Source organism: Myxococcus sp. CA040A (genome assembly GCF_013336725.1).
Taxonomy (GTDB): Bacteria; Myxococcota; Myxococcia; order Myxococcales; family Myxococcaceae; genus Myxococcus; species Myxococcus llanfairpwllgwyngyllgogerychwyrndrobwllllantysiliogogogochensis.
Genome location: NZ_JABUMR010000007.1, coordinates 412,163 through 437,894, shown reverse-complemented (window position 1 = coordinate 437,894; position 25,732 = coordinate 412,163). Strand labels below are relative to the sequence as shown.

21 protein-coding genes are annotated in these 25,732 nt (G+C 69.8%); 11 read left to right on the top strand and 10 right to left on the bottom strand.

Annotation, left to right across the window (positions count from 1 at the left end; genetic code table 11):
• Nucleotides 1-6 precede the first annotated feature (6 nt).
• The 3 genes from ureC to HUA75_RS31770 all read right to left on the bottom strand — a co-directional run bounded on the left by ureC (nt 7) and on the right by HUA75_RS31770 (nt 3,420).
• On the bottom strand, nt 7-1,722 hold the full coding sequence (gene ureC / locus HUA75_RS31780; protein WP_174488522.1) for an urease subunit alpha: 1,716 nt from the start codon (nt 1,720-1,722) through the stop codon (nt 7-9).
• Nucleotides 1,719-2,489 (bottom strand): urease subunit gamma, encoded by a 771-nt coding sequence (gene ureA / locus HUA75_RS31775; protein WP_174459867.1) that lies wholly within the window; start codon nt 2,487-2,489, stop codon nt 1,719-1,721. The genes ureC and ureA overlap by 4 nt, the downstream gene beginning before the upstream one ends.
• An 85-nt stretch (nt 2,490-2,574) precedes the next feature.
• The gene (locus HUA75_RS31770) at nt 2,575-3,420 is read right to left on the bottom strand and encodes an urease accessory protein UreD (protein WP_371746236.1); all 846 of its coding nucleotides are present in this window, start codon (nt 3,418-3,420) and stop codon (nt 2,575-2,577) included.
• 267 nt (nt 3,421-3,687) lie between these two features.
• On the opposite strand from HUA75_RS31770, the gene HUA75_RS31765 reads away from it, so the two are divergent.
• Together HUA75_RS31765 and HUA75_RS31760 are read left to right on the top strand one after the other, a co-directional pair.
• Nucleotides 3,688-4,797 (top strand): saccharopine dehydrogenase, encoded by a 1,110-nt coding sequence (locus tag HUA75_RS31765; RefSeq protein ID WP_141640996.1) that lies wholly within the window; start codon nt 3,688-3,690, stop codon nt 4,795-4,797.
• Entirely contained in the window at nt 4,797-5,450 is a 654-nt protein-coding gene (locus HUA75_RS31760; RefSeq protein ID WP_141640995.1) for a TetR/AcrR family transcriptional regulator, read from the top strand. The genes HUA75_RS31765 and HUA75_RS31760 overlap by 1 nt, the downstream gene beginning before the upstream one ends.
• Nucleotides 5,451-5,462: 12 nt before the next feature.
• Here HUA75_RS31760 and HUA75_RS31755 read toward each other — a convergent pair whose 3' ends face one another.
• The 3 genes from HUA75_RS31755 to HUA75_RS31745 form a co-directional block, all read right to left on the bottom strand.
• Nucleotides 5,463-5,822 carry a PilZ domain-containing protein gene (locus HUA75_RS31755; protein WP_141640994.1) on the bottom strand — a complete coding sequence of 120 codons (360 nt, stop codon included), beginning with the start codon at nt 5,820-5,822 and terminating at the stop codon, nt 5,463-5,465.
• Nucleotides 5,823-5,906: 84 nt separating this feature from the next.
• Nucleotides 5,907-6,605, bottom strand: coding sequence for a zf-TFIIB domain-containing protein (locus HUA75_RS31750; RefSeq protein ID WP_174488521.1), 699 nt, complete (start codon nt 6,603-6,605; stop codon nt 5,907-5,909).
• A gap of 22 nt (nt 6,606-6,627) precedes the next feature.
• Complete coding sequence (locus tag HUA75_RS31745) at nt 6,628-8,046, bottom strand: galactose oxidase-like domain-containing protein (protein ID WP_174488520.1); 1,419 nt, start codon at nt 8,044-8,046, stop codon at nt 6,628-6,630.
• Between the two features lie 235 nt (nt 8,047-8,281).
• Between HUA75_RS31745 and HUA75_RS31740 the strand changes: the two genes are divergently transcribed.
• Together HUA75_RS31740 and HUA75_RS31735 are read left to right on the top strand one after the other, a co-directional pair.
• A complete protein-coding gene (locus HUA75_RS31740; protein ID WP_174488519.1) occupies nt 8,282-9,724 on the top strand; it encodes an ELWxxDGT repeat protein in 1,443 nt (480 codons plus the stop codon).
• Nucleotides 9,725-9,776: 52 nt separating this feature from the next.
• Nucleotides 9,777-12,278, top strand: a complete 2,502-nt coding sequence (locus tag HUA75_RS31735; protein WP_174488518.1) for a hypothetical protein — start codon at nt 9,777-9,779, stop codon at nt 12,276-12,278.
• A gap of 31 nt (nt 12,279-12,309) precedes the next feature.
• On the opposite strand, the gene HUA75_RS31730 is transcribed toward HUA75_RS31735, so the two are convergent.
• Together HUA75_RS31730 and HUA75_RS47795 are read right to left on the bottom strand one after the other, a co-directional pair.
• Nucleotides 12,310-13,083, bottom strand: a complete 774-nt coding sequence (locus HUA75_RS31730) for a glucose 1-dehydrogenase (protein WP_141640989.1) — start codon at nt 13,081-13,083, stop codon at nt 12,310-12,312.
• 32 nt (nt 13,084-13,115) lie between these two features.
• Nucleotides 13,116-14,102, bottom strand: coding sequence for a zinc-dependent alcohol dehydrogenase family protein (locus HUA75_RS47795; RefSeq protein WP_141640988.1), 987 nt, complete (start codon nt 14,100-14,102; stop codon nt 13,116-13,118).
• 298 nt (nt 14,103-14,400) lie between these two features.
• On the opposite strand from HUA75_RS47795, the gene HUA75_RS31720 reads away from it, so the two are divergent.
• Complete coding sequence (locus HUA75_RS31720; RefSeq protein WP_254627861.1) at nt 14,401-15,402, top strand: lysylphosphatidylglycerol synthase domain-containing protein; 1,002 nt, start codon at nt 14,401-14,403, stop codon at nt 15,400-15,402.
• On the opposite strand, the gene HUA75_RS31715 is transcribed toward HUA75_RS31720, so the two are convergent.
• Nucleotides 15,335-17,551, bottom strand: a complete 2,217-nt coding sequence (locus HUA75_RS31715) for a molybdopterin oxidoreductase family protein (RefSeq protein ID WP_174488517.1) — start codon at nt 17,549-17,551, stop codon at nt 15,335-15,337. The genes HUA75_RS31720 and HUA75_RS31715 overlap by 68 nt on opposite strands.
• A gap of 121 nt (nt 17,552-17,672) precedes the next feature.
• On the opposite strand from HUA75_RS31715, the gene HUA75_RS31710 reads away from it, so the two are divergent.
• The 6 genes from HUA75_RS31710 to HUA75_RS31685 all read left to right on the top strand — a co-directional run bounded on the left by HUA75_RS31710 (nt 17,673) and on the right by HUA75_RS31685 (nt 25,088).
• Nucleotides 17,673-18,596, top strand: coding sequence for a hypothetical protein (locus HUA75_RS31710; protein WP_174488516.1), 924 nt, complete (start codon nt 17,673-17,675; stop codon nt 18,594-18,596).
• Between the two features lie 143 nt (nt 18,597-18,739).
• Nucleotides 18,740-19,750 (top strand): 3-oxoacyl-ACP synthase III family protein, encoded by a 1,011-nt coding sequence (locus HUA75_RS31705; protein ID WP_174476238.1) that lies wholly within the window; start codon nt 18,740-18,742, stop codon nt 19,748-19,750.
• 313 nt (nt 19,751-20,063) lie between these two features.
• Nucleotides 20,064-20,618 carry a chalcone isomerase family protein gene (locus tag HUA75_RS31700; RefSeq protein ID WP_141640984.1) on the top strand — a complete coding sequence of 185 codons (555 nt, stop codon included), beginning with the start codon at nt 20,064-20,066 and terminating at the stop codon, nt 20,616-20,618.
• Between the two features lie 140 nt (nt 20,619-20,758).
• Nucleotides 20,759-21,562, top strand: coding sequence for an OmpA family protein (locus HUA75_RS31695; RefSeq protein WP_141640983.1), 804 nt, complete (start codon nt 20,759-20,761; stop codon nt 21,560-21,562).
• A 38-nt stretch (nt 21,563-21,600) separates the two neighbouring features.
• On the top strand, nt 21,601-24,216 hold the full coding sequence (locus HUA75_RS31690) for a TonB-dependent receptor domain-containing protein (protein ID WP_174488515.1): 2,616 nt from the start codon (nt 21,601-21,603) through the stop codon (nt 24,214-24,216).
• A 2-nt stretch (nt 24,217-24,218) separates the two neighbouring features.
• Complete coding sequence (locus tag HUA75_RS31685) at nt 24,219-25,088, top strand: hypothetical protein (RefSeq protein ID WP_141640981.1); 870 nt, start codon at nt 24,219-24,221, stop codon at nt 25,086-25,088.
• A 73-nt stretch (nt 25,089-25,161) separates the two neighbouring features.
• Here HUA75_RS31685 and HUA75_RS31680 read toward each other — a convergent pair whose 3' ends face one another.
• Nucleotides 25,162-25,731, bottom strand: a complete 570-nt coding sequence (locus HUA75_RS31680; protein WP_174459859.1) for an imm11 family protein — start codon at nt 25,729-25,731, stop codon at nt 25,162-25,164.
• Nucleotide 25,732 lies beyond the last annotated feature (1 nt).

Genomic DNA, 25,732 nt, shown 5'->3' with positions numbered 1-25,732 from the left:
TCCCGGTCAGAACAGCGAGTAGCGCTGCGCCAGCGGCAGCTTCACCGCGGCCTCACACCGCAACAGCTCTCCGTCCGCCCGCACCTCGTACGTCTCCGGGTCCACCGTGATGACCGGCAGCGCGTCGTTGAGCCGCATGTCCCGCTTGCTCAAACCCCGACACCGCTTCACCGCGACCACCCGCTTCATCAACCCCAGCTCACGCGTCGTCCCCTCCGCCAACGCACGCGGCGAGACGAACACCACGCTGGTGGCCCCGAGCGCGCGACCTCGCGCCCCGAACATGGGCCGCATCAGGTACGGCTGCGGCGTGGGGATGGAGGCGTTCGCGTCTCCCATCTGTCCCCAGGCGATGAAGCCGCCCTTGATGACCAGCTCCGGACGGATGCCGAAGAAGGCCGGCCGCCACAGCACCAGGTCCGCGAGCTTGCCCACCTCCACCGAGCCCACCTCGTGCGACAGCCCATGGGCGATGGCGGGGTTGATGGTGTACTTCGCCACGTACCGCCGGATGCGCAGGTTGTCGTTGTCGCCGGCTTCCTGACTCAGCCGCCCCCGCTGCTCGCGCATCTTGTGCGCCGTCTGCCACGTGCGACAGATGACCTCGCCCACGCGCCCCATGGCCTGGCTGTCCGAGGACATGATGCTGATGGCGCCCAGGTCATGAAGGATGTCCTCGGCGGCAATCGTCTCGCCCCGGATTCGGCTCTCGGCGAAGGCCACGTCCTCGGGAATCTCACGGTCCAGGTGATGGCAGACCATGAGCATGTCGAGGTGCTCGTCCAGCGTGTTCACCGTGTACGGCCGCGTGGGGTTCGTGGACGAGGGCAACACGTTGTCCACACCGCACACACGGATGATGTCCGGCGCATGGCCGCCACCCGCGCCCTCCGAGTGGTACGTGTGGATGGTGCGGCCTTTGATTGCCGCGAGCGAGTCATCCACGTAGCCCGACTCGTTGAGCGTGTCCGTGTGGATGGTGACCTGGATGTCCTCGTCCTCGGCCACGGTGAGGCACGTGTCGATGGCCGCGGGCGTGGTGCCCCAGTCCTCGTGCAGCTTCAGGCCGATGGCGCCCGCGCGAATCTGGTCGACCAGACCCTCCGGCATGGACGTGTTGCCCTTGCCCGTGAGGCCGATGTTGAGCGGAATCGTGTCCGTGGCCTGGAGCATCCGCTGGAGATTCCAGATGCCTGGCGTACACGTGGTCGCCTTCGTCCCCGTCGCGGGGCCCGTGCCTCCGCCCACCCATGTGGTGATGCCGCTGGCGAGCGCCTCGTCCGCCTGCTGCGGGCAGATGAAGTGGATATGCGTGTCCAGCCCGCCCGCCGTGACGAGGTGCCCCTCCGCGGAGATGGCCTCGGTGGTGACGCCCACAACCATGCCCGGCGTCACCCCGGCCATGATGTCCGGGTTGCCCGCCTTGCCGATGCCGACGATGCGGCCCGCCTTGATTCCGATGTCCGCCTTGTAGATGCCCGTCCAGTCGAGGATGAGCGCGTTGGTCAGGACCATGTCCAGCGCGTCCGCGTCACCGGCCCCCGCGCGCTGGCCCATGCCCTCGCGCAGCACCTTGCCTCCGCCGAACTTGCACTCGTCTCCGTAGACGGTGGCGTCACGCTCAACCTCCGCCCACAGCCCCGTGTCGCCCAGCCGCACCTTGTCCCCGGTGGTGGGCCCGAACATGTCCGCGTAGTGGCGCCGGTCCATCTTCCGACTCATTCGCGCTCCTCTTCATGGCCGAAGCCTTGCGCACGGACCGCTTCCATTCCGCGCTCGCGATTCTCGGCGGACACCTTGCCGCTGCCCAACGCGTTGCCGCCGCGCACCACCTGCTCGCCCGCGATGGCCACCAACTGCACCGTCTTGCGCTCACCCGGCTCGAAGCGCACCGCCGTGCCCGCGGGGATGTCCAGGCGCCGGCCGTAGGCCTTCTCGCGGTCGAAGGCGAGCGCGCGGTTCGTCTCGAAGAAGGGGTAGTGGCTGCCCACCTGGATGGGGCGGTCCCCCAGGTGCGTCACGGTGAGGGAGATGGTGTCGCGGCCCGCGTTGAGTTCGATGTCGCCGGGCAGCACGCGCACCTCACCGGGCACTCCATCCGACGCGGACACCGGCGCGCTGAAGCGCTCCAGCGACGGCACGGGGAGGAAGCTGCCATACAGCGCCAGCTCCAAATCCCCATGCTCGGCCACCACCGGGTGGTGCACCGTCACCAGCTTGGAGCCGTCCGGGAAGGTGCCCTCCACCTGCACCTCCGCGAGCATCTCCGGCACGCCCTCCATCACCTGCGCGCGCCCCAGGAATCGCCGCCCCAGGTCCATCAGCTCGGCGACGCTGCGGCCGTCACGGATGAACTCTAGCAACTGCGTGGCGATGAGGGCGACAGCCTCCGGGTAGCTCAGCCGCACCCCTCGGGCGAGCCGCTTCTGGGCCAGGAAGCCCGCCTGATGCAGCAACAGCTTGTCGACGTCGCGAGGGGACAGGTGCACGAGACCAACTCCCAGGGGCCCGAGGGCGCCATGACTTGACGCGTCAACAGTAGTGCAACGTGTCGGGCGTCGCCAGGGAGGGGGCTCAGACGCGGCGGGCCCAGGGGTCGTCCCCGAGCAGCGCTGGGAGGAAGGAGAGCCAGTCGCGGGTGGTGCGCACCAGCTCCTCCACGGACACGGCGGCGGCGCGCACGAGCAGGCCGTGGGTGCCCAGCGGGCTGGAGGAGGGGATGAGGGAGGCGCGCGAGGTGACGGGCAGCGCGGTGACTCGGGCGTGCAGTGCCTCGCGCGCGGTGGCCAGCGCGGGGCCGACGAGGAGGAGGGTGGCCATGGCCTCGAAGCGGCCCAGGCGCTCCGGGAGCGTTCCGTGGCTGGGGTCCAACAGCCAGCGCTCGTCGATGAGCGCGCGCTCGCCCACGTGGACGCGCAGGGTGGAGGCGTAGTGCGAGAACGCCCAGCGCTCGCCCCGGGCGCTGCGTCCGGAGGTGACGAGGTCCGCGAGGACGAGCGATGCGCCAGGCGCGAGCTGGAACGCGAGGGTCTGGCTGTATCGCGCGCCAGTGAAACACGCGGTGGGGTCTGGCACCCAGGCGAGCAGGGCGTCCTCACCCACGCGGGCGGACACGTCGCTGCGACAGCCGGAGGGCGAGCGATAGACGCGGTTGGCTCCCTGGGAAGACAGCCATGCGGTGGCACCGGGCGCCACGTCCACCTCGAGCGAGAGGTGGTCTCCATCCACGAGGCCACCCCCGAACGAGCTGGTGTAGGCCCACGCGGCGTGGCCGTGGTTGCGCGGGGTAAGCAGGCGCAGCGGGCTGTGCGCCAGCGCCTTGCTCACCACAGTGCGTGGGCCCGAGCGCTCGAAGGCGAGGTGCGCGAAGCCCGCGCGTCGGGGTGTCTCGGGGAGGGGCGACCGCGGGGCCAGACTCACCCGGTCAGCCTGGGCCAAACGAGGCTGGAGCACAACGCCCGGCCCGCAGACGTACGCGACTCGCGGCTGCAAGAGCGCGCTCGAAGACCCCCGGAGAAGAAGGGGAGCAGCGGCTGCGCCGTGTCGTCGCGCCGCGGGTGCGTCGAGCTTCGAGCCCCTCCGCACCCCGGAAGGGCCTCCCGGGCGATTGTCGTGAAATTTAGGTCATGTGACCTATATTGAGTTCCATGGGGCGGAAACACTCCGTGCCCGAGCGTGGGAGTCGCCATGGTGTCCGAGGGAAGTGTCGTGCTGGTGGGGGGCTACGGAGTGGTGGGCGCCCGGCTCGCCCGCCTGTTGAGGGAGCGTCATCCCGGGTTGCCGCTCGTCATCGCCGGCCGGAGGCTGGAGCCCGCGCGGGAGCTGGCCGCGCAGTTGGGTGGAGCGGAGGGCGTGGCGCTGGATATCCGCGCGCCCTCGCCCCTGGCGGCGCTGGGCGTGAAGCCTCGGGCCGTGGTGTCGCTGGTCAATGACCCGGAGGACCACCTGCTGATGTCGGCGGCGCGCGACGGCATTCCCGTGCTGGACATCACCCGGTGGACGTCGCGGGTGCGAGCCGCGGTGCTGCGGCTGTCGGGCACGCCTCCTCGGGGGCCGGTGATGCTGGGCTCGGCGTGGATGGCGGGGCTGGTGCCGCGACTGGTGGCGATGGCCGCGCGACGCCTGGGGCGGCTGGAGCACGTGGACGTGGGCATCCGCTTCGCGCTCGCGGACGAGGCGGGGCCGGACTCCCTGGAGTACATGGACCGGCTGGGGCTGTCCTTCGACGTGACGGAGCGCGGTCAGGAGCGCCAGGTGCTGCCCCTGACGGACGGGCGGCGCGTGACGTTCTCGGATGGAAGGAGCACGCGGGTGTTCCGGCTCGACACGCCCGAGCAGGCGACGCTGCCCATGGTGCTGGGCGCGCGCGGCGTGGCGACCCGGTTGGGGTTCGACTCGGGCTCGGCGACGTGGTCGCTGGTGGTGCTCCAGCGACTGGGCATTCTGCGTCTGCTCCAGCATCCCCGACTGACGCCGCTGCGCCGGGCACTGCTGGCGACGAGTGGCACGGGCGGCGAGGCCGCGTGGCTCGCGGACCTCGAAGGCGAGCATGGCCGCACCCGCATCGAGGTGGTGGACCCGAAGGGTCAGGCACACCTGACGGCCGTGGGCGCGCTGCTCGGCGTCGAGCGGCTCCTGGGCCTGGATGGCGCGCCTCCTCCGTCCTCCGGCGTGTGGTTCCCGGAGCACGAGCCTAGGCCCGAGCAGATGCTGGCCACGCTGCGCGCGTGCGGCGTCACCGTGCGGCTCGATGAGGTAGCGTCCTCCGCCGAGGTGCCGACGAGGAAGGCGGCCTGATGCCCCCACGCGTGAGCAAGTCCCCCGGGAAGCTCCCCTCCGCGAAACCGCGAGAGGGCACGGCGGTCCATGCCAAGGGCCACGAGCGCGTGGAGAGCATCCTGGACGCGGCCATGGAGGTGCTGGTGGAGGACGGCTACGCGGGGCTGAGCCTGCGCGGCGTGGCCCAGCGCGCGGGCCTGAGCCTGGGCAATCTCCAGTACTACTTCCCCACCAAGCAGGACGTGGTGCGCGCGCTGCTCGCGCGCTACCTGGAGACCGCCATCCGCCGGGTGCGCGAGCGCATGGAAGGAGGAGGGCAGGACCCGGTGAAGCGCTCACGGCACGCGCTGGAGGCCCTGTTGGAGGACCAGGAGTCACCCCAACACTTCCAGCTCTTCGCGGAGCTGTGGGCCCTGGCCGCGCGGGACACCATGGTGGCCGAAGCGTTGGGCGTCTTCTACGCGGGCTATCGCGAGGGCATCGTCGAGCTTTTGCGCGAGCTCGCGCCCGACCTCACGCCCGCCCGACGGGAGCGACGCGCGGCCCTGTTGATGGCCTTCTTCGAGGGGCTGTCGCTCTTTCGCGGCGGAGGCAGCCTGCGCGCCTCCTCCGTGCCCGGACTGGAACAGGAGCTGCGCGCCCTGTGGGACGACGTCGCCAGACGGACGTGAGCCTTCAGGGGCTCAGTCTTCTTCGGCGACGAGCACGGACTTGAGACGCTCCAGCGTCTCCGGAGAGACGTCCGTGAACGCGAGGCCTACTTCGAACCGGGCCACCGCGTCCTTGGGGAGCTTGCGCAGCCACGCCACGCGCGCGCGACATTCCAGCGTGGAGCCGTCTCCCGGAAACAGGTCCACCTCGAGCTGGGCGCCCTCGGCGTACTGCTCGTCGGAGTAGATGCGCACGCCTCCCAGGCTCGCGTCGAGCACCTGCCGCTTGTCGCCGAATTTCAGCCGGGCCGGGCGCGCATACAGCGGCGCCTGGAGACGGGGAAACAGACGACGGTCATCCGCTGGAATGCTCTTCGTGCTCACTTGGCTCATCTTCGGCACTCCCCCCGTCACAATCCGGCGGGTCTCACGGGCCTGTCACGAGCATAGGGGATTCAGAAGCCGTGTGCAGGTGGGTCAATGGAACAACCCCGCCACCACCTCCAGCAACCCACCCACCGCTTCTCCCACCACGTTCGCTCCCTCCACGGCCGCCCCGGCGGCGGAGCCCAGGCCCTCGCTGGCCGCCTCCACCGTGACGACCAGCATCTCTCCGACTTCCACCACGTCCGCCGCGTCTCCCGCCCGCTCCAGTGAGGCCGTCAGGACCTCGGCGGCCCGGGAGCGCTCGGGGCTGCCCGCCGTCACCTGGGACAACGCCGCCGCCGCGGCCGCCGCCGCCGCCGTGCCCACCACCGCCGCGCCCACCACGAGTGAACGCTTGGAGCGCTGGTGCCAGTCGATCAACGCCTTGAGTTCATTCGCATCCAGCCACAGGCCATGGCAGCTCCCACACAGGTCGACGGAGCACACCTCCGTGCGGACCTGGGAGAGGAACTCCGCGCAGGACGGACAGCGCGCGGCGGGTGCGCCACACAGCCCGCACAGCTCATGTGTCACTGAAACATGGTGTCGCGTGTGTCGACAGCGCCGGGTCGCCGTCGGCAGGGCCGCCAGGACGGCCTCCGTCCTCCATCCCGGTGCCAGCCGTTCCAACTCACCCGCGTCCAGCCAGTGGCCGTGACAGCGGGTGCAGGTGTCTACGGAGACACCGCGCAGGTCGATGACGCGCAGCGTGGGGGCAGGTTGTGGGCAGATGGGGCAGTCGCTCTTCATGCGATGTGCATCCTTCCATGAATCAGGGCGGAGGGATGCGCAGCCTGCGGCCATACGAGGGCACGCCCGCGTTGTTCACGATGAAGAGCTGGTAGTAGCCGGGCGGCGCGAGGTTGCGGTTGGCGGGCGCGGTGACGGTGAGGCTGTCCGTGTTGCGCGTGAAGTTGAGCGTGAGCAGCCGCTGGTTCATGTCGAACGTGTGCGTCACCGAACCGAGCGCGATGAGGGACACGCGGGAGATGGTGGCCGCGTCGGGCGTGGTGATGGTGAAGGTGCTCGCCGGCAGGGCGGTGGTGGGGGCCGCGGTGACGACGGGGCGCGCGCCCTTGAAGAGATAGGGCGGAGAGTAGATTTCCGCGGTGCGCTCGAGCCGTCCTCCCGCGGACAGCACGCGCCCGTCCGGCAGCAGCAGGGCGGTGGAGTGATAGCCGCGATAGCGGACGTTGCTCGCCAGCGAGGTCCAGGTGTTGGTGGCCGGGTTGTAGACCTCCGCGTGATAGACGGGGAAGTCGGCCGAGTCGAAGCCGGGACCGCTGCTGCCACCGAGGACGAGCACGGTGCCGTCCGGCAGGAGCACCGCGTTGTGCTGGCGTCGTCGGATGCTCATCGCGGCCCGGTACTGCCAGGCGGGCGTGGCGGCGGTGAGGTCTATCTGCTCCACGGTGGCGGTGGGCGGCTCGCTGCCGCCGATGATGAGCACCTTGCCATCCATGTACACGGCGGGGCCGTAGTTGCGGCCGCCGAAGAGGCTCTGCGGCCCGTTGGTCCAGGCGCCATTGCCGTTGGGGTCCAACCAGAGCGAGAGGCGCAGGGAGCCGGCGTAGAAGAGCCGTCCGTTGGGCGCGAGGAACATCTTCGGGTAGTAGGGGAAGTTCTTCTGCGCGCCGGTCAGCGTCCTCCAGGTGCTGGTGCCCGCGATGAAGCGCTGGGGAATCTGGTTGATGTCGCCGGGCCCGTTGACCTCTCCGGAGGTGACCACCACGTCGCCGTTGGAAAGGGTCGTGTTGGTGGGGTACCAGCGCCCCCTGTTCATGTCCGGCAGGCGCGTCCAGGTGTTGGTGGCGAAGTCGAAGAGGCTCGCGTCGTCGAGCCCCACGTGGCTCGCGATGTGTCCCCCCGAGACGAGCATCTTCCCGTTCGAGAGGAAGGAGTGGCCCGAGCAGAAGATGTTGTAGCCGGGGGAGGCAAACGTGGAGAGCACCCCCGTGGTGGGGTCCCAGCGCATGGGAGGCAGGTCGCCCTCCTCGAACTCGCCGAAGAACATCACCTTGCCGTCGGGAAGCAGACTGAGGTGGGTGGCGGTGATGGGCCAGTTCATGACACTGGACCAGCGACCGACCTGCGCGGGGGTCTGCGCGCGTGCTGAAGTCGCCAGCAGCACGAGGCCGAGGAGCCAGACCGCATGCGCGCGTGGCGGGAGGGTGAGGCCGATGGGCTTCATGATCGCTCCGGGTGAGTTCTTTCCAATGGCGGAGGCAGAACGTAGGGGCGCGGCGCAAAGTGCATAGCTGTTCTCGCGTCTCGAACAGTGCCGCTTGGACGACGTGGCGCTCCCACCGGAGGGTCGTTGTCTCGCGGCGCGAATTGGCGTCGTCTCACGCTCGCGCGGAGGTCTCGACGTCGGTGTCCTCACAGGGCGCCCGCGGTCGGCTCGCGCGGATGGAGGAGAAGTCCCGATGAGGTACCGGCGTCGTTTCCTGGGGATGGTGTGTCTGCTCGCGAGTTGTTCCTCCGCTCCGGGCTCGTCGGAGCCGGCGAAGGAGGCCACGTCCCCGCTCGTGAGCACCTGGGAGGCCTGCTCGCGGACCGCCGTGTCATTGGGTGTCACGGCGGTGGAGGAGACACCGTTCTCGCCACCCCTGGCCCCCGGCCCGACGGGCCTGGTGTTCAGCGTGGACGACGGCGTGCGAGGTCGCGAGCCGTGGGTGAGCAACGGCGTGCCGGGAGCGGGGACCCGACTGCTGAAGGACCTCGTTGTCGGAGCGGCGAGTTCGGACCCCCGGTGGTTCACGCGGGTGGGGACGCAGGTGTTCTTCGCCGCCACGGACCCGGTGGCGGGGCGCGAGTTGTTCGCGACGGATGGCACCACTGACGGCACCCGACGCGTGAAGGACATCTGGCCCGGCGCGGTGGGCTCGTTCCCGACCGAGTTGTTCGCGTTCAAGGGGCTGCTCTACTTCACGGCGGGAGACCCGGTGCACGGGCGCGAGCTGTGGCGCAGCGACGGCACGTCCGCGGGCACTTTCATGGTGGAGGACCTGGAGGTGGGGACCGAGGACTCGTCTCCGTCCCAGCTCACCCAGGGAGGAGATGGCGCGCTGTATTTCCTGCGCTCGGCGCTCAGCACCTTCACGTTGTTGATGCGCACGGAGGGCGGCCCCGGCGCGGTGGAGGTGTTCCGCACGCCGAGCGACCAGGGCATCCCGAGTCCGCTGACGCCCGTGGGCCGCAAGCTGTTCTTCGTCGAGGGCGGCGTGCACGGAGGCGGCGGCTCCCACGGCAGGAGCGGGACGTTGATGGTGACGGACGCGGGCGCGACGCCGGTGATGCTGGGCCAGTTCGGGATGGTGGGAGAGCTGGCGGGGGTGGACGGGAAGTTGCTGTTCGGCGCCTCACCGCACATGGCCATCGAGGACATGGAGCTGTGGCGCAGCGACGGCACCCCCGCGGGCACCACGCGGGTGGAGGACATCCGCCCGGGACCCGAGGGCTCGTATCCCGAGCACTTCGCGGTGCTGGGCAACCAGCTCTTCTTCGCCGCGAATGACGGAGTCTATGGCGTGGAGCCCTGGGACAGCGATGGCACGGAGCAGCGCACGCGCCTGTTCGGAGACCTGGAGGCCGGAGCTGGCAGCTCGTTTCCGAGCGAGCTGACGACGCTCGAGGACCTGCTCTTCTTCGGCGCGTCCATTCGCAACCGGGGCGCGGAGCCGTGGGTGGGCGACGGGGTGCGCATCTCCACGGTGTCCCTGACGGAAATCGCGCCCGGGCCGCTCTCCTCCAACCCGAGGAGTTTCACGCGCTCCCAGGACCATGCGTTCTTCACCGCCGAGGACAACAGCGGGGTCCGGCGGCTGTATGCCCTGCTCATCCGGCCGGATGGGGGGTGTCCTCCCTGAGCCGGTGAGTCCAGGCGGGCGCGGCGGCACCGGGACGTTGTAGACAGGGGGCATGGCCCTTCCGTGGGAGAACGGTGCCCTCCGTGGCACGCGGGTGCGGTGTCCGGGCTGCACCCGCTTCAACACGCCCGGCATCCGGTGTCCCAACTGCGCGTGCGGCCCGGTGTCGCCCGAGCACTACGGCGCCGCGCGCATGCTGCTGCACGCGGGCGTGGACCGCTTCTCGGTGGTGGGGCGACTGGAGGCGCTGGAGCCCGCCCTGTCCTGGCAGTTGGAGTCCCAGTACGCCGCGCGGTGGGCGGACGTGCTGCGCGTCGTCGCGGACGTGCGCGAGTGCCAGCCCTTCCTGACGCTGCCGGACTTCGCGGAGGACGCCGAGGACCGCTGGGCCGAACAGCTCCCGTGGACCCAGCCGCCCGTCCTTGAATCCTCCTCCGATGAGGATGACGAGGACTCGCTGGCGGCGATGTTCCAGCGCAGCCAGGCTCCCGAGGTCCGCCAGCTCGCGGCGCTCGCCAAGGTCCAGCTGAGACAGGACACGCGGGACATGTTCTCCACCGTCCTGTCCTGTCTGTACCAGGAGGGACGCGCGGCGATGGAGGCCGCGCTTGCCCTGACTCGCTGGCGGGTGTGGAGCCGCACGCGGTTGCAGCGGCAGCAGCGCGAGTTCATCGAGCGCCACGCGCGCGACATCTTCGCGGGCTTCCCGGAGCACACCGCGCGCGCCGCGGTGGCCTGGGTACGCGCCACCGGCAAGCCGCCCGAAGTGGACCTGCTCTTCGCGCTGCGCGAGGGGCTGCGCTCTCCGGACGAGGACCTCCGCTTCGAGTGCGCGCTCGTGCTCCAGGACGAGCCGGGGCTGCTCGCCGCGCTGGACTCGGAGGACGCGGAGGTGGTGACGGAGGCGCGGGGGGCGCTGGCGTCGCTCGGCTCGTCGGCGCTGCTCGAGCGCCTCCGCGAGACAGGGGACGCGGCGTTCGTCCGGGATGTGCTGCGACGACTGCCCTCACCGCCCACGCTGGAGGTGTTGGACGCGGTGCTCGCCGTCAGCGCGCGGGAGCCGGATGCGCTCGCGGACGCGGTGCAGTCCTGGGCGCGCAACATGCCCTTCGAGCGCCTGTCACCGGAGGTCCAGGCCCGCTGGGGGGCGTGGGCTCGCGACACGCTGGGCACGTGGCCCGCGCGCAACGTGATGCGGTGGCTGGAGTGGGCCACCGAGGAGCGCGAGGCCCGGGCCACGCCGGCCGCGCGCGCGTTTCATGACGCCGCCGTTCGAGCGCTCCGCGTCGCGCCCTCCTCCGAGCGCGCGGAGCTGGTGAGGGCGGGCGCCTTCACGAGCCTCCTCGCGCTGGGCGATGTGGAGGAGCTGACGCTGGTGCACTCGTGGGCGCGGGACGCCGCGTGCGCGAAGGAGCTGCTGGACCTGCTGGTGTCGCTGCCGGGGCGGCTGGACCGCCTGGCGCCAGAGCTGGGGCGAGGCCGCTCGGCGCGGCTGCTGATGGCGGCGTGGGAGCGGCCCGCGCGCGCGGCGGTGCTGGCCCCGCTGGTGAAGGCGGTGCGCTCCTGGAGCGGCATCTCCGGCCGTGAGGAGCTCATCGACGCCGTGTGGCTGCGCTTCCAGCGCCACCCCAGCGAGCGCGCGGAGCTGCTGGCCGCCTTCACGCCCTGGCGACAGGAGCTGTGGGAGCGCCAGCTCGCGGCGGAGCCGGACGCCATCGCCACCTTCGAGACGTGGTGGCGCGCGGACTCGCAGCTCCAGCTCCCGGGGCTGGTGGGGTGGCTGTTGGGTGACGTCCCCGCCCAGACGCTGGCCGAGCGGCTCCCCTTCGTCTGGGCGGCCGCGGAGGCGCGGGTGGATGCGTGGCCGCGCTCCACCTCGCACGCGGTGTCCTCCGCGTCCGCGCCGCTCAACAATGCGCTGCGCCAGGGGCACGACTTCCTCATCCCCGACGTGGAGCGCTTCATGGCGTGGCTCCCGGACTTCGAGCGGCGCGTGCGCGAGGCGCCCGTCGCGGAGGCCGAGTCCAGCTACCACCGGGACCTGCTGGAGGACATCCACGTCGACGTGAAGATGATGGGCGAGTACCTGGAGCGTCGGCGGGACGAGGAGGAGCGTCGGCGCCAGGACGAGCTGAGGCGGCGCGTGGAGGAGTCCCGACGCAGGGACCAGCAGCGGCAGATGGAGCTGGCCCAGCTTGAGGCCGACCGCATCCGGCAGGAGCAGGAAGCGCACCGCGCGCGGCTGATGAGCGCGGTGGCCCAGATGGGAACGCCCATGTCCCCGGAGCGGTGGTTCCAGTCGAACCCCCGGGTGGATGCACAGGACCTGGACACGGAGGTCATCCTCCCCGGGGCGACACTGGGCACGCTGCTGGAGTACGCGCGGGTGCTCAAGGCGATGAGCGTGTGTGGCAACTCGCTGGAGGTCTTCGAGGCGCGCGGCCTGTCGATTGCCGACTGGAGCACGGAGGCGCAGGCCTGGATACAAGCGATGATGCGGCGCCCGGAGCTGAGCGTGCGCTTCGCGCAGTTGCTGACGGCGCCCTGGAACTGAGCGCCGCCAGTCACCCCGCTTGAAGCCTCCGCTACTGCGCGGAGGAGCCGCCGTCGAGGACGAACTCCGAGCCCGTCATCAGCTTCGACTCGTCGGACGCGAGGTACACGACGGCGTGGGCGATGTCGTCCGGCTCGCCCAGGTGCCCCAGGGGGATGCTGCGCCGCATGCCCTCGCGCGCCTTGTCGGGCATGCCGCTGGCTTCCATCAGCGCCTTCACCATGGTCGTCTCGACGAAGGTGGGGTGGATGGAGTTGCAGCGGATGCCGTAGCCCTGCTGCGCGCAGTGCAGCGCCACCGACTTGGTGAACATGCGCACGGCGCCCTTGGCGCTGCCATAGGCGGGCAGGGTGGGCACACCGATGAGGCCCGCCAGCGAGGAGATGTTGATGATGGAGCCCCTGGCGCCGCACTGACGCATGGCGCGGATGCCGTGCTTGCAGCCCAGGAACGTGCCGTCCAGGTTGACCGCGTGCACCAGCCGCCACTCCTCCAGGGAGAGGTTCTCCACGTCCTTGGGGATGCCCAGGCCCGCGTTGTTGACGAGCACGTCCAGCCGGCCGAACTGCTCCAGCGTCGTGTCGATGGCGCGAATCCAGTCCTCCTCACGGGTGACGTCGAGCGGGAGGAACAGACCCTGGCCCTGGCCCAGGGACGCGGCCACTTCGCGCCCGAGCGCCTCCTGGCTCGCGCGGTCCGTCACCACGACCTTCGCGCCCTCGCGCGCCAGCATCCGCGCGGACGCGCTGCCAAGGCCCCCCGCCGCGCCGGTGATGAGTGCCACCTTGCCTTCCACGCGTTTCATCGTCGTGTGCCTTTCAGGGCTGCGAGTCGGAATCAAACCGGACCGTTGGGCGTGAGCAGCACCTTGCCGCCCCGTCCACCTTCCATGGCGCGCGCCAGGGCTTCCTGGATGGCGTCCAGCGAGAAGGTGCCTTCCACCGCCGTCTTCAGCGTGCCGTCCGCCAGGAGCTTCGACAGCCGGGCGTAGGTGTCGCGCTGGTGCTCGCGCTCGGCGCGCTTCAACCACAGCACCAGCCAGAAGCCGCGCAGGGTGATGTCCTTGAAGATGGTGGCCGCCGCCGACAGCTTGGGGCCCTTGCCGCTCATGACGCCGTAGTTGACCACCGTGCCACCGGTGGCGAGCGAGTCGCCGAGCCGCCGCGTGGAGTCGCCGCCCACGCCATCGATGGCCAGCCGCACCTTCGCGCCGCCCGTCGCCGCGCGCACCCGCTCCGGCAAATCGTCCGTGTCCGTGAGCACGACATCCGCGCCCAGCGCGAGCAGCTCCGGCGCCAGTTCCTCGCGGCGCACGACGTTGAGCGTCTTGTAGCCAGCCTGCTTCGCCAGGGTGATGAGATAGCGGCCCACCGCGGAGTTGGCCGCGTTCTGGAGCACCCAGTCTCCGGACTGGAGGGTGACGAACTCGCGCAGCATGATGTCCGCGGTGGGCGGGTTGACGAACAGCATGGACGCCTGCTTCACGTCCGTGCCCTTGGGCACCGGCGTCAGTCCCTCGGCGGGGGCGACCAGGTGGGTGCGCCACGTCCCCGAGCCCAGCGGCAGGAAGACGACGTCTCCCACCTTCACCGCCGAGGAGTCCTTCACCTCCACCACGCGGCCCACGCCCTCGTTGCCCGGCACCGCCGGCAGCTTGGGCAGCGAGCCGTACTGTCCGGAGAGGGTGAGCACGTCCGAGGGATTGATGGGCGCGGCCAACACTTCGATGCGGACCTCACCCGACTTCAGCTCCGCGTCGGGCTCCTCCACCACCTCCACCACTTTCAACGGGTGCCCGAACTTCGAAAACCGGACCGCTTTCATGTGTTGCTCCGTGTGCGCGCGGGAAATCGGGCCCTCACCCTAGCGACCTTCGGCGCCGGAGCCGAGCACGCACTCCGCGTCGCTCGGGCAACCGGTGCTCCGGGGTAGGGGGACCAGGCTCGGATGTCCACCGGCTGACGCGGGAAGAGGGAGGTGGCCGCCGTGCGGCGGACGGCCCTCGCCATCCCGTGGGGGGCTGTCCACCTTCCACGGTGACTCGGGGCGCAGGGATGGTGAGGAGGCGACGGTGAGCAACGCGCGCGGGGAAATGACCCTCGGCCGACCGATGGATGCCGCGATGGCGGTGCCTTCGGTGTCGGGGTCCTGGCGACGAAAGGTGACGGGGCTGCTGCGGTCCGTCTTCGCGGTGGCTGGACTGGGGATGCTGGCGCTGCTGGTGCGAAAGGCAGGGCCTCAGGAGCTGGGCGGGGTGCTGTTGGCAGCCGCGCCCTGGCTGCCGTGGGTGGCGCTGCTGGAGCTGGGACGTCAGGGCATGGACGCGCTCGCGACGCGCGCCTCCTATGGCGCCAGGGCGGAGCACGTCCCGCTGAAGGTGCTGGCACGCGCGCAGCTCATCGGCACGGCGGTGTCCAGCATGGCGCCCGCGGGTCGCGCGGCGGCGGAGGCGACCAAGGCGGCGCTGCTGTCGCCTCACATGGGCGGCGCCACGGCCACCGCGGCGGCGGCCACGTCGCAGGCGGCCTCGCTGGCGGCGGGAGGGCTCATCTCCTTTCCCTGCGCCGCGGCGTCCTTCCTGCTGACGGGCTGGTCCGCCTTCACCCTGGCCATGCTGGGCCATGGCGTGGTGCTGGTCGTGGCCTCCACCGGCCTGCGCGCGTGCATGCGCGCACGCAAGCCCTGTGCGTGGCTCGCGCGCCGCTCCCAGCGCTGGGCCCACCACACGGAGCAGTTCCGCGTGACGGCCTGTCACGGCACGTTGCTGCCCTGGGGCCCCGTGCTGGCCTTCCTGGGCAGCCGCACGCTGCAGGTGGCGCAGTACGCGGTGCTGACGCACGCGGTGGGCATCGACACGTCGCTGGTGCAGGCCCTCTTCTCGCAAGGTCTCTACCTCTGCGCGCTGGCGGTGGGCTCGCTGGTGCCCGGGCAACTGGGCGTCAGCGACGGCGCCTTCGCGCTGGCGGCGGGCGTGTTGGACACCACCACCGCGCGCGCCATGTCGGTGGCGCTGCTGAGCCATCTGGTGCAGCTCGTCTTCGTCGCGGCCGGCGCGCTCACGCCGCTGGTGTGGCGGGTGCGCCCGGCGCCTCGGCCGGCTTCACCTTCACCGGTGTACCGTTGAAGGCGGCGTTGCCGCTGAGCAGGTCCACGGCGCGGTCATCCGTCAGGTCGTTCTGGCTGATGCCCGCATGCTCGGCGGCGATGCGCTGGCCCGTGCCCTGACGGCGGTGGCCGTAGCCGTGCGGCAGGCTCACCACGCCTCGCATGACGTCGTCCGTCACCGCCACCGGCACCGTCACTTCGCCCACGCGCGAGGTGACGACGGCGGCCACTCCGTCGACGAGGCCCAGCCGCGAGGCATCCTCCGGGTGCACCATCAGCGTGCAGCGCGGCTTGCCCTTCACCAGCCCCGCCACGTTGTGCATCCAGGAGTTGTTGTCGCGCAGGTGTCGCCGGCCGATGAGCAGCAGCTCTCCGTCGCGCGGCTCACAGGCGGCGCCCTCCGGGAAGGTCTCCCGCAGGCGGCGCACGTCCGCCATCAGCGGCGCGGGCGCCAGCTGGATGCGCCGGTCCTTCGTCTGGAGCCGGCCGAGCAGACACGGTTGGAGCGGGCCCAGGTCCACGCCGTGCGGGGACGCGCGCAGCTTCGCCAATGACAGGCCGTCGCGCAGCGGATGGAAGCGGGCACCGTAGGGCCCCATGCGCAGGCCGATATCCAGCACCCGCTCCGGTCCCATCCGCGTGAGGGCCTGGTACTTCAGGGTCTGCCGCAGCGAGGGCCGGCCCCGGCGCAGGTTCTCCAGGCGGTGCTGGAGCGCCAGGACGACCTGCCAGTCCTGACGTCCCTCCGGCCCGGGCTGGAAGAGGGGCGGCGAGTACTTGGCGGTGTTGCGCACCGACAGCACGTGGAAGGCCACGTCGTAGTGGCCGCGCTCCAGCGGGGAGACGGGTGGGAGGATGAGGTTTGCGTGGCGCGTCGTCTCGTTGAGGTACGGGTCCAGGCTCACCATGAAGTCCAGGCCCTCCAGCGCGCGCTCCAACTGCGGACCGTTGGGCGTGGAGAGCACGGGGTTGCCGGCCATGGTGACGAGCGCGCGGATGCGGCCCTCGCCCGGGGTGAGCATCTCCTCGGCGAGCACGGCGGCGGGCAGCTCTCCGCCGACCTCCGGCAGCCCGCGCACGCGGCTCTTCCAGCGGCCGTAGCTGCCGCGTCCGAGCGCCATCGCCTTGGGCCCGCCGACGACGTCGAACGCGGGCTGGGTGAACATGGCGCCGCCCTGACGGTCCAGGTTGCCCGTCACCGTGTTGAGGACGTTGATGAGCCACTGGCACAGCGAGCCGAACGGCTGCGTGGACAGGCCCATGCGCCCGTAGCAGACGGCCTGCTCGGTGGAGAGGAAGTCGCGGGCGATTCCGCGCAGCGTTTCCGCGGGCACGCCGGTGTGGGGCGCCACGCGCTCGGGCGGGAAGTCGCGCGCAAGCTCTCGCACGGCCTCCAGGCCCTCCAGGTGCGCGGCCAGGTGGCTTGCGCGCGGCGTGTTCTCCACGAGCACGACGTGCAGCAGCGCCAGCAGCGCGAGCGCGTCCGTGCCGGGGCGGATGAAGATGTGGCTGTCGGCGATGGCGGCCGACTCCGTGCGGCGCGGGTCCACGACGATGAGCTTGCCGCCGCGCTGCTGAATCGCGCGCAGCCGGGCGCGGATGTCGGGCGCCGTCATCAGGCTGCCGTTGGACGCGAGCGGGTTGGCGCCCATGACGAGCAGGTATTGCGTGCGGTCCAGGTCCGGGATGGGCGTGAGGAGCTGGTGGCCGAACATGAAGTACGACACGAGCTGGTGGGGGAGCTGGTCCACCGACGTGGCGGAGAAGCGGTTGCGTGAGCGCAGCGCGCGCACCAGCTCCGGGCCGAACACCATGTTGCCCAGGTTGTGCACGTTGGGGTTGCCCAGGTACGAGGCCACTGCGTCGCGTCCGTGCTCCTTCTGCACGGCGTGGATGCGTTTGGCCGCCTCGTCGAGCGCGTCATCCCACGACACGCGCTCCCAGCCCGTCGCCGTGCGACGCATCGGATGGCGCAACCGGTCCGGGTCTTCGTGCAAGTCCTTCAGCGCCAGCGCCTTGGGACACACGTGGCCCCGACTGAACGGGTCCTCGTCGTCTCCTCGGATGGCGGTGATTTTCTCGCCCTCCAGCTCGATGCGCAGGCCGCACATGGCCTCGCACAGGTTGCACGTACGGAAGTGGACCCGGGACGTAGCCGTCGCGCTCATGCGCGGCACTCTACATCGCCCATGACAGCGCCAATGCCTGTCAGCGCCGCGTTTCGCTCTGCGGTTTCAAGGCTGACGGTGACGGCAAGCACATGAAAGGATTGCGGCGAGAGGGGAACAAATGCGCCGAATGTGGTCGTGGGTCGCTGTCGCGGGGGTGTCGCTGTCGTCCGTCGCGCTGGGGGACGAGGTGAAGGGCGACCGGGAGGAGCAGGGCAGGACCAGGACGCTGCGCTTCACCAAGAAGGACGCGGTGGTGGGGCAGGCCGAAGAGCACCGATTGCTCGTGGAGATGAAGCAGGACTTCACGATGACCGCGCCGGACATGGAGCCGGACGCCATCTCGGGGACGAGCACGATGGTCCAGACGCACGTCCTCACGCCGCTCGCGGCGAAGGGGCGCATCGTCACCCAAGCGAAGATCGCCTATGGCGAGGTCGTGGAGGTGACGACGGAGGAAGGAAAGGAGACGCGCAAGCTGTCTCCTGTCAATGGGAAGGCCTACCTGGGGGAATACAAGAAGGGTCGCATCGTGGTGACGAGTCTCCAGGGCAAGCCGGTGAAGAAGGAGGAGCAAACGGCGGTGCTCGAAGACCTTGATGGGTTGGGCAAGGAGAACCCGCTGGTCGCGGCCATTCCCGACGAGCCGCTCAAGGTCGGCGACAGTGTGGAGCGCCTCGCCAAGATGTTCGAAGCGGAGTTTCAGAAGAAGGGAGAGGCCGACGACGGGATGACGTTTCGTGGCATCAGCGTCCGTCTCACGGAGATTCGCCAGGATGCGCGCGGGCCCATGGGGGTCTTCTCCGTAGCCGCCACATTCGTGTTCGCGGCGGACGAGGAGAGCCCCATCTCGATGGAGATCACCTACCAGGGGACGATGAATGTCCTGGCCGATGGACCGGAGACCACCAGCATCTCCCTGGCGGGTCCCATGACGCTCACCCCCACTCCGGAGATGTACCAGCTGGGCATGCGCGTCACGGGCAAGGGCGACTCGCGCCTTGTGCTCACCACCAAGGTCCTGCCTCCCCCGCCGAAGAAGTGACGACACAGCGCGTCAGCTTCGTGGCGAAGGCGTGACGGGAATGGTCCGGCGCGCCGCATGAGTGGTTGGTTGCTCCGCGGAGTGGCGAAGGCGTGACAGGGCGCTGACAGAGAATGGGCAGGGTTCGTGGTTAGAGGGTTCACATGTTCCTGCACGCGCTCGGCCACTTCCATCCGCCCAACCTCCTGACCAACGCCTTCCTCGAGGAGCTGGGGCTCGAGACCTCGGACGCGTGGATTCTGGAGCGGGTGGGCATCCGCTCCCGTCACACGGTGCTGCCGCTGGAGTACCTCCGGGAGACGCGCAACCGGGACGTGCGGGCCGCGCAGGAAGCGGCCCTCTTCAGCAACGCGGAGACCGGGGCGCGGGCGGCGCGGATGGCGCTCGAGCGCGCGGGGCTGAAGCCGTCCGACATCGGCCTCGTCGTCGCGGGCGGCTGCAGCCCGGACGAGTGCATCCCCGCCGAGTCCAACCGCGTGGCGCAGGTGCTGGGCATCGACGCTCCAGCGGTGGACCTCCAGAGCGCCTGCTCCTCGTTCTGCACGCAGCTGCACTTCCTCACGGGCATGCGGCCAGAGCGCCTGCCGGACTACGTGCTCGTGGTGAACATGGACAACTCCACGCGCGTCGTCGACTACACGGACCGCTCCAGCGCGGTGCTGTGGGGGGACGGCTCGGCGGCGGCGGTGCTCTCTCCTCGCGTGCCCGGGCGGTGGCGAATCACCGAGACGCGGCTGGCGGGAGACCCGTCGGGCGCGGACAAGGTGCGGGTGCCGCGCATCGGCCACTTCACCCAGCACGGCGCGGAGGTGCAGAAGTTCGCCATCCGCCGCGCGGGCGAGACGTTCCTGGATTTGCGCGCCCACTACCTGGCCCAGCACCCCGGCAAGGGCAACGAGGACGTCACCTTCATTGGCCACCAGGCCAACCTGCGCATGCTGGAGGCCGTCCAGCGCCGCTGCGAGGTGCCCGAGTCCCGCCACCGCTTCAACGTCCACCTCCGGGGCAACACCGGCGCGGCCGGGGCTCCAGGCGTGCTGAGCGAGCACTGGGACGACGCCTCCCTGGGCGACGCGGTGGTGCTCAGCGTCGTCGGCAGCGGCCTCACCTGGGCCGGCGCCCTGCTGGAACGCACCAGCGCTGGCACCCCCTGACCCCCCCCCGCCTGGCCGGCCCGGATGCCCGGAACCCGACCTGTCATGAAGCCTGCTGCCCCGCACGTCGGAGAGCACTGGTATGTTCTCCAACGAGCGTCATGGCCCTGAATCACCCCGACATCCCCCTCCTGCTCCCGACCTGGTGCCCCGGCGGTCCCTCCGTGGGTTTGACACCGGGCGTGGGCTGGGACTCACCGGCGGTCTTCTCCGTCCACCAGACCACAGGGGCACGGACGGATCTGCTGGCGGTGAGGCGGGGGCGTGTGCACCTATCCCGGCACCGTACTCGGACGGGGCGGGGGTCGGACGCATGAGAGAGCAGGCGTGGCGGAAGAGCGCGCAGTGGCTCGTGCTGGGGTTGGTTCTGGCGACGGGCGTGGCGCAGGCAGGGCAGAAGCAGGTGGGCGGGGTCCGCATGCCGGACTCGATGACGCTCCAGGGGCGCACGGTGGAGCTCGCCCACATGGAGCTGCACAAGCGCTTCATCTTCAAGGTCTACGTGTGGAGCCTCTATCTGGAGGACCGCCCACGCAGCGCGTCGGAGGCCATCGCCTCCAACTCCGTGAAGCGGCTGCACTTCCGCTTCCTGCGCGACATCACCCGCTCGCAGCTCGTGGACAGCCTCCGCAACGGCCTGAACCGCAGCGCGGAGCTGCGCGAGGGGCCCTTGTCCCAGCAACTGGGCGTCATGCTCGACTCCATGCGTGACGTGGAGAAGGGCGGGGACCTCATCATCACCTACACGCCCGGGGGCGGACTGGAGATCGGCGGCGCGGCCAGCGGCGGCGTCTTCATCCCCGGCAAGACGTTCGCCGACGCGCTCTTCTCCGTCTGGCTGGACGTGCACCCCATCTTCCCGCGCTGAGGGCCGCGCCGCCGTGGCCCCCCTGGCCCACCCGCCAGGGCGCCGGGCTGGCGAAATGCCCGTGTGGGTTCTTCCTGACCTTGGCGCTCCCGAGCAGTAAGGTGGTGCTCCAACCATCGTTGTCGGGAGAACCCATACATATGCGGACACGGCTGATTCTGGCGGCATTCGTCGCGCTCTCCACGGGATGCGTTTCGCAGGGCAAGTTCGACGCGAAGGCCCTGGAGGCGGAGCAGCTCACCAAGGGACTCACCGACGAGAAGGGTGCTCGCGAGGCCGCCGAGGCCAAGGTGAAGGAGCTGGAGGAGAAGATCGCCGCGCTGGAGCAGGAGAAGACAGCGCTGGAGACGCGGCTGACCACCTCCGAGTCTCGCCTCACGGCGGGCGCCGCCGAGCGCCGCGCGTTGCAGGAGCAGAACGCGCAGCTGGCCGCGCTCAATGACGAACTGGCGCGCAACTCCAAGAAGCTGGCGCAGGCGAAGGAGGAGCTGGAGAAGAAGAGCTCCGAGTACGAGAACCTGGCGCAGAGCCTCAAGTCGGAGATTTCGGAAGGCAAAATCGAGCTGTCCGAGCTCAAGGGCCGCATGACGGTGCAGCTCAAGGACAAGATTCTCTTCGCCTCCGGCTCCGCGCGGGTGGGCAAGGAGGGCGTGGCGGCGCTGAACAAGATCGCCGACGCGCTCAAGACGGTGCAGGGGAAGATTGTCCGCGTGGAGGGCCACACGGACGACGTGCCCACGGGCGGCGGTCAGTTCCCCACCAACTGGGAGCTGAGCCTGGCGCGGGCCATGGCGGTGGTCCGGGCGCTCCAGGACGCGGGTGTCGACCCGACGACGTTGTCGGCGGCGGGGTACGGCCAGTACCAGCCGATCGCCGCCAATGATTCGCCGGAAAACCGCAGCCTGAACCGGCGCATCGAAATCGTCCTCGCGCCCAAGTTGTGAGAGCTTCGGGAGGGCGCGCGTAGGTGCGCCCCTCCCTCATGAAAACGCTCTTCACCGTCTTCTGCTTCCTCGTTGCCACCGGGGCGCTGGCCCAGGCCCCGGATGGCGGCGTCGCCGACCCCGATGCGGGCGCCCCCACCGGTGTGCTGACGAAGCCGCCCGAGCTCCTTCGTCAGGTGGAAGCGCCGTACCCCCCCGAAGCCGCCGCCCAGCAGTTGGAGGGGACGGTGGTGATGTTCATCGACATCTCGGAGACGGGCGCCGTCACGAACGTCGAAGTCACGCAGCCCGCGGGGCACGGCTTCGACGAGGCCGCGGTGGAGGCGGTGAAGCAGTTCCAGTTCTCCCCGGCCGAGGTGGACAACGTCCCGTCGCCGGTGCGCATCCAGTACGCGTACCAGTTCGTCTTCCGTCCCATCGCGCCCGAGCCCACGGAGGACGGAGGTGTCTCGCAGCCGGAGGCGCCGGTGAACTTCAGCGGTCAGGCGCTGGAGCGCGGCACGCGCAAGCCGCTCAACGGCGCGGAAATCGTGTTGCCGGAGCTGGACCTGTCCACCGTCGCGGACGCGGAGGGGCGCTTCTCCTTCCGGGGCGTGCCCCTGGGCACCCACGAGGTGCTGGTGGTGCAGGGCGGCTATGACCGCTTCAAGACGAAGGAGACGATGTCCGAGGGCCTGGAGACGCGCGCCACGTACTACGTGCAGAAGCGCATCTTCAGCCCCTTCGAGACGGTGGTGAGAAGCGACCGTGAGCGCAAGGAAGTGACGAGCACCACGCTCCAGGTGGCGGAGGTGCAGCGCGTGCCCGGTACGCAGGGCGACACGCTGAAGGTGGTGCAGAACCTGCCCGGCGTCGCGCGGCCCGCGTTCAACGGCGGCGCTCTGGTGATTCGAGGCACCAGCCCGCAGGAGTCCGGCGTCTTCCTGGACGGCCAGCGCATCCCCCTGCTGTTCCACTTCGGCGGCCTGACCTCCGTCTACAACTCCGAGCTGCTGGAGTCGCTGGACTACCTGCCCGGCAACTTCTCCTCGTACTACGGCGACATCACCGGCGGCGTCATCAACGTGAACAGCCGCGAGCCGAAGATGGACCGCATCCACGGCACCGTGGGCGTGAGCCTCATTGAATCCAACGTGGTGATTGAGGGGCCGATTACGGACACGTTGGGGTTCGCGATTGGCGGTCGGCGTTCGTACATCGACATCGTGCTGGGCGTGATTCCGGAGGGCGACGGCCCGAGCCTCCAGGTGGCGCCGCGCTACTACGACGCGCAGCTCAAGCTGGTGTGGAAGCCGCTGTCGCGCCACACCTTCACGCTGCAGGGCATCACCTCGCGCGACAGGTTGGGGCTGGTGTTCGACCGGCCGTCGGACAACGACCCCACCGTCAACGGCAACCTGGAGGTCACCACGGGCTTCAACCAGCTGCGGCTGCGTCACCAGTACCGCGCGGACCGGCTCACGTTGGACACGCACGCGCTGGTGGGCAACACGCTGGTGGAGTTCGAGATTGGCGACCGCAACCTGCGCATCGCCTCCACGGACCTGAACCTGCGCGCCACCGCGGAGTATGCCCTGGTCGAGCCCTTCACCCTGGCGGGTGGCGTGGACGTGACGAGCAACTTCGCGAACGTCAAGGCGCGCATCCAGCGTCCGCCGCGCGAGGGCGAGCCGCCCAGCCCGCTCATCACCGAGGACCTGCTCACCACCGACGGAGACTTCCTCCAGTACTTCCCTTCGCTGTGGATTGAAGGGCGTTGGCGTCCGTTCAAGGGGCTGCTGGTGGTGCCGGGCGTGCGGTACGAGGGGTATATCTTCACGGACCAGAAGGAAGTGAAGCGCACGCTCAACCCGCGCCTCGCGGTGCGCTATTCGCTGACGGACACGCTGACGTTGAAGGGGGGCGCGGGCGTGTACCACGGGCCTCCGGTGCAGGATGAGCCGAGCCTGGCGTTCGGCAATCCGGACCTGTCGGCGAAGCGCTCGCTCCAGTACGGCGTGGGCGCGGAGTGGCAGCCGCGGCAGGAGTGGTTCGTCAGCGGCGAGGTCTTCTACAACGACCTGGACAACCTCATCAGCCGCTCGGACGCGCTGGTGGAGCGGGACGGGGAGCTGGTGCCGGAGCGGTTGAAGAACGGGGGCATCGGCCGTGTGTATGGCCTGGAGATTCTCATCCGCCGCTCGCTGACGGAGCGCCTGTTCGGCTGGATTGCGTACACGCTCAGCAGGAGCGAGCGTCGGGACGCGCCCGGGGCGAACTGGCGCTTGTTCGACAACGACCAGACGCACGTGCTGACGGCCATTGCCTCGTACAAGCTGCCCAGGGGCTGGGAGGTGGGGGCGCGCTTCCGCTTCGCGTCGGGCAATCCGACGACGCCGGTGGTGGGCTCGGTGAGGGATGACGGCACCGACGTGTTCCTGCCGCTGTTCGCGGGGGTGAACTCGCGGCGGCTGCCGTCGTTCAATCAGTTGGACGTGCGCGTGGACAAGATTTTCGTCTTCGACAAGTGGACGTTGGACCTCTATCTGGATTTGACGAACGCCTACAACAACGCGGCGGTGGAAGGCATCGCCTACAACTACAACTACACCGAGAGCGCCTACTTCGAGGGACTGCCCATCCTCCCGGTCATCGGCGCCAAGGGGAGTTTCTGAGCATGCGCACGCGAGTCTTCGTCACACTGGCCGCGCTGCTGCTTGCCTGCGGCCCCGACTTCGAATTGCAGAGTGAAATCCGCCGGGTGCGGGTGCTGGGCATCCGCGCGGAGCCGCCCGAGCTGGTGTTGGACCCGGACACCGGGGCGTTGCCCGGGCCGATGACGTTCAGCGCGCTGGCGGTGACGCCGGACGCGCGGCCCGTCACCGTCTCGTATGCGCTGTGTCGCTTCAACGGCAACCCGTACGACGGCCGTTGCCCCGGGGTGAACGGCGTGGCGCTGCCGGACGGCATGTTGTCGCTCCAGGACCCCAACGTGCAGGTGGTGCTCCAGGAGGCGCTGGTCGCGGCGAATCCCAATGGAGGAGGGACGCCGAACCCGGATGACCCGCGCACGCGCGAGGCATTGGAGAAGGGCATTCCGCTGTTCGTGGGCTACGAGGCATCGGATGGTTCGGGGACGCCGGAGGGCACGGAGCGGGGCGTGAGGCAGGTGCTGGTGCGCTCGACGACGGCGCCGAATCAGAATCCGGCGGTGGCGGACATCCTCTGGAATGACGCCACGCTGACGGGGCCGTTGCCGTTGGACGCGGAGGTGGTCTTCCGCCCGGTGCTCACGGAGGGCAGCCTGGAGCTGTACACGGCGGAGGACGGCCCGCGCACGGAGCAGGTCTTCTACAGCTGGTTCGCCACGGGTGACGGCGAGGTGAAGGAGTTCCGCTCGCAAGAGCCGGTGGACAACAGGCCCGGAGACCCGACGTCGAAGTACGAGACGCCCGCCACGCCCCAGCGCATCACCGTCTACGTGGTGGCGCGCGACGGACGCGGCGGAGTGGGCTGGCTCAGCCGCGACGTGGATGTGGGGCCGTAGCCCGGGATACCGCTGGCGCCATCCGCCTGCCCCCACGCGACGCGGTGTTGGGGCGGGTTCCGAGGCGGGAGGGCTAGACCGGTTCGAACAGCGTTCCGGTTGCCCCTACTCGCTCCAACGCTCCCTTGAGCCTTTCAGAGACAACGAGGACAACGGACCATCCCCAGGTCCGAAACACTTGGGCGTCGCCCACTCTTGACGGGTCGATGCGCAGTCCTGAAACCTTGCGGTACTGCCCTGCTTTCTCTGGACGCCCATCCTCTGGCTTCCAGTATTCCACCTCTTCGGATGCCGCATCATCAATGCACTGAATGAGCTTGGTCGCGACCAGTATGCAGAACTGGTCGGCATGCCCTTGGATATCGACGGGTAGGATTTGCACGTCGGCCGGGGCCATCTCCACGAAGAGAGAAGCCACCCTGACGTGAACAATGGGAGTGGCGAATCCCGCCAGGCAAAAGTCCAGGGGCTTGCCGGGAACATCCACCGGAACTCGCAAGCGACCCGGGTCTGGAAGGGGTCTCCCTTTCTTGAAAATCCACGGGTCTTCCACTTCCCGGGCTTGCTGGTCCGTGGGGATTCCGAGCACCCACCGTCCCCGAATACTCATGTCATCGGTCAGCTCGAAGTACCGCTGCGGCATG